Genomic DNA, 3,228 nt, shown 5'->3' with positions numbered 1-3,228 from the left:
TCGACCACGCGCATGTGATCGAACTCGCAAAATAGTCAGACATCCATGTTGTGAACGGCTTGAGCGATTACAACAATCCCTGTCAGGGCATGGCAGACGAATTGACCATTATCGAAAAGTTCGGCAAAAAATCAAAGGGTGGTGAAGCGCAGGTGTCCGTCCACGTTCCAGCCCGCCCAGCGGTGGCGCACATGGAAGCGCACCCCGGCCTCGCGCAGGCGCGCCAGCCAGGCGCGCAGCAGCGGGGCGGCCTTCATCTCCTCGGGAAAGACCCGCCCGGAGCTGCCCACAAAGGTGCTCACCCCCAGGGCTTCCACCCAGGCCCGCAGTTCTGCCGGCCCGAAGGTGCTGAGCAGGGGCGTGATGACGTCCTCGCGGCTGCCATAGCGTTTGATGAAGGCGGCGAAGGGCTCCGCGTGGGTGATGTTGAGCCCGCCCCGCCCCGCCAGCAGGAACTTGCGCCCCACCGAGGGCATCGCGTCGAAGAGATCGACCTGTACGCCACCCCGGGCCAGGGTTTCGGCCGCCATCAGGCCGGCCGGGCCGCCGCCGATGATGGCAACGCGGGAAGGAGGGGAAGGGGGCTGCATGACGGAATCCGGATGGGAAAGATGCGCGATTGTAGTGGCCTGCCTCCGGGCGAACTACAATCCAGCAGATTCCGCCTCCGGCGGCCCATGGGGAGCAGCGATGGAACAACAAAAATTGATCGGTGCAGCACGACACACCCTCTTGCGGGTACTGGCCGGGATGGTGGTGTTGGGGGGCGCCTGGCCGGGCGTCGCCACGGCAGATACGCCGCGGGATCACCTGGAGCGGATTGGCAAGGCGCGGCCCGCCGATCAGAAAGTCGCCCAGGATGCCGGGCGCAAGGCGGCTTTCTTCTGCGCCAACTGCCACGGGGACACTGGGACCAGCAAGTACACGGAAGTCCCCAATCTGGCCGGCCAGCACCCCCTCTACGTGCTTGGCCAGATCGACGCCTTCCTCAACGGAAAACGCAAGGACGCTTTCATGCAAGGTCTGATGAAAGTGCTCAGTGCCGAGGAAAAGGCCCAGATCGCCGTGTTCTACGCGGCCCAGCCCGTGACGCCCGCCGGCACGCCCTCGACCGCAAGGGCGGCGGAGGGGCGCGATCACTTCGAGAAGAACTGCGTGCGCTGCCACGGGGCGGATGCCCGCGGCGGCGAGAGCTTCCCCCGCCTGGCCGGCCAGCAGCCCGAATACCTGCGGCGCAGCCTGCAGCGTTACCTCAAGGTCAGCGGTGAGCGCACCTATCCGCCCATGACGGCTGCTGTTTCGGGCCTCGGTGAGAGAAACATCGAGGCCGTGGTTGAGTATCTGGCCAACCTGCGCTGAAAGGGGCGAGGCCGCTCGTCTTCTGCGGGGTGAACCTGGCGTCCTCGGTTTGACGCGTCATCTGACGGTTGATGGGGCCTCGTCTGCAGGAGCGACTTGTAGAGGCGACTTCAGTCGCCCATCGCGCGTCGATCACAGACATGCCCTGGATCGAAGTCCGCGGGCGACTGAAGTCGCCCCTACAGTTCTCAAGCCATCGTCATGCCGTATCAGCGCAGGATGGGGACGCCGCCTTCGCTGCCGCCGAACACCGTCACACCCTCCTTCACCGTGCCGATCACCTTGATCTCGCCGAGCTTGTCGGCGGGGGTCTTCAGCGGGTTGGCCGAGAGCACGGTGAGGTCGGCAAGCTTGCCGGTGGCAATGCTGCCCTTGAGCTTTTCCTCGCCGAGTTGCCGGGCGGGCAGCACGGTAAGGGCCTTGAGGGCGTCCAGGGGGCTGAGCTGCTGGGCTTCGCCCGCCGGGCGCTTGATGGCGGCGGCCAGGGTGGCAAAGGGCGCGGGCTCGATCTGCGACGGGTCGCCCGCCAGCAGCACCGGCAGGCCCTTGCCCGCGGCCGCACCGGCCGGGATGAAGCGGGCCGTGCGCTCTTCGCCCAGGGCGTAATCCTTGAGGGTGGCGAGGGACAGCCCAAGGCGGCGCGGCGCCAGGGCCAGACTCACACCCAGGGTCTTGAGAGTGTCCAGCTGATCGTCACGCAGGGTCTGGCCGCCGGCCAGCAGGGGGCGGCGGTCCTTGCCCGGGTGCTTGGCGCTGGCGGCCTGCAGGCCCTTGATGAACTGGTCGATGGCCGCATCGCCGTTAGCCTGCACGGCCACCTGCCAGGCGCCCGCGTAGGCCCTGGAGAACAGTTCGCCCGATACCTCGTCGCTGCTGCCCGGATAGCCGGCAAAGGTGTTGCGCTTGCCCGGGGGCGGTAGCTGGTAGGGCTGGGTGAGCCAGGCGCTGCGGTCCTCGGCGTTGCCGTCGAGCACGAAGGACACGCCGGCCAGTTTCAGGTGGCCCTTGTAATACTTGGGGCCGATGGTCTTGTGGCCCTTGAGGCTGGCGCCGGCACTGGCGAGATCCGCGTAGATGAGCACATCGAGCTTGAGGGCGCCGGTGTCGGCGGCCTGGGTGTACAGGGCCAGATCGTCGGGGGTGGCGCGGGCTTCCACCGCGGTGGTGTAGCCGTTCTGCAGGTAGAGGGTCTGGCCCTGCTGGATCATGGCCTGGCGGTCGTCGGCGGGCAGGTGCGGCAGGGCGCCCAGCAGGGCGGTGGCCGCGGCGCCTTCGAGCACGCCATCGGGCTCCTTCGAGCCCGGCCAGCGGCCGATGCTGCCGCCCGGTGGGTCGATGCTGTCGCGCCCGATGCCGGCCAGCTCCAGGGCCTTGCCGTTGGCCACCAGGTGGCTGCCCGAGTAATGGATCAGGATCACCGGCGTGTCGCGGGAGACGGCATCCAGGTCGGTCCGGCTGGGGCGGCGCTGCTCGCGCAGGCGGGTGTCGTCATAGCCAAAACCGATGATCCAGCCGAAGCGCTTGGCCAGGTCGCCCTTGCCCCACTCGCGCAGTTCGCGCAGCAGGCCGTTGGTATCCGTCACCTTACCCTCGGGGGGCGACTGCACCTGGGCTGCCACCGAATACAGGCCCATGCGCGACATCTGCCCCCAGCTATCGATGAAGCCCGGCACCAGGGTCTTGCCGGCCAGGTCGACAACCTCGGTGCCCTCGCTCTTCCAGCGTGCCAGGATGTCCTTGCTCTTGCCCACGGCGATGATCTTGCTGCCCTTGATGGCCACGGCCTGGGCGGTGGGGCGCTTGTCGTCGAGGGTGATGATGTCGCCGTTGGTGAAGATCACGTCCGACAGGGGCGGCGGAGGCGGGGCC

At 67.6% G+C, this 3,228-nt stretch carries 2 protein-coding genes and 1 pseudogene; 1 reads left to right on the top strand and 2 read right to left on the bottom strand.

The annotated features are described in order from the left end of the window. Positions 1–155 precede the first annotated feature (155 nt). Positions 156–590: pseudogene (locus J0L98_RS21460) on the bottom strand (NAD(P)/FAD-dependent oxidoreductase); the annotation flags it as partial. Between the two features lie 100 nt (positions 591–690). On the opposite strand from J0L98_RS21460, the gene J0L98_RS21455 reads away from it, so the two are divergent. Further along, the gene (locus J0L98_RS21455) at positions 691–1,359 is read left to right on the top strand and encodes a c-type cytochrome (RefSeq protein WP_296414266.1); all 669 of its coding nucleotides are present in this window, start codon (positions 691–693) and stop codon (positions 1,357–1,359) included. A 209-nt stretch (positions 1,360–1,568) separates the two neighbouring features. Here the strand turns inward: J0L98_RS21455 and J0L98_RS21450 are convergent. Then, positions 1,569–3,228: amidohydrolase (locus tag J0L98_RS21450; protein ID WP_296414265.1), on the bottom strand; the 1,660-nt coding region annotated here is incomplete at its 5' end.

The sequence above is a fragment of the Zoogloea sp. genome, assembly GCF_017302315.1.
Classification (GTDB): Bacteria; Pseudomonadota; Gammaproteobacteria; order Burkholderiales; family Rhodocyclaceae; genus Zoogloea.
The sequence above is the reverse complement of the archived record's forward strand: the minus strand, read 5'-3'. Positions and strand labels throughout refer to the sequence as shown.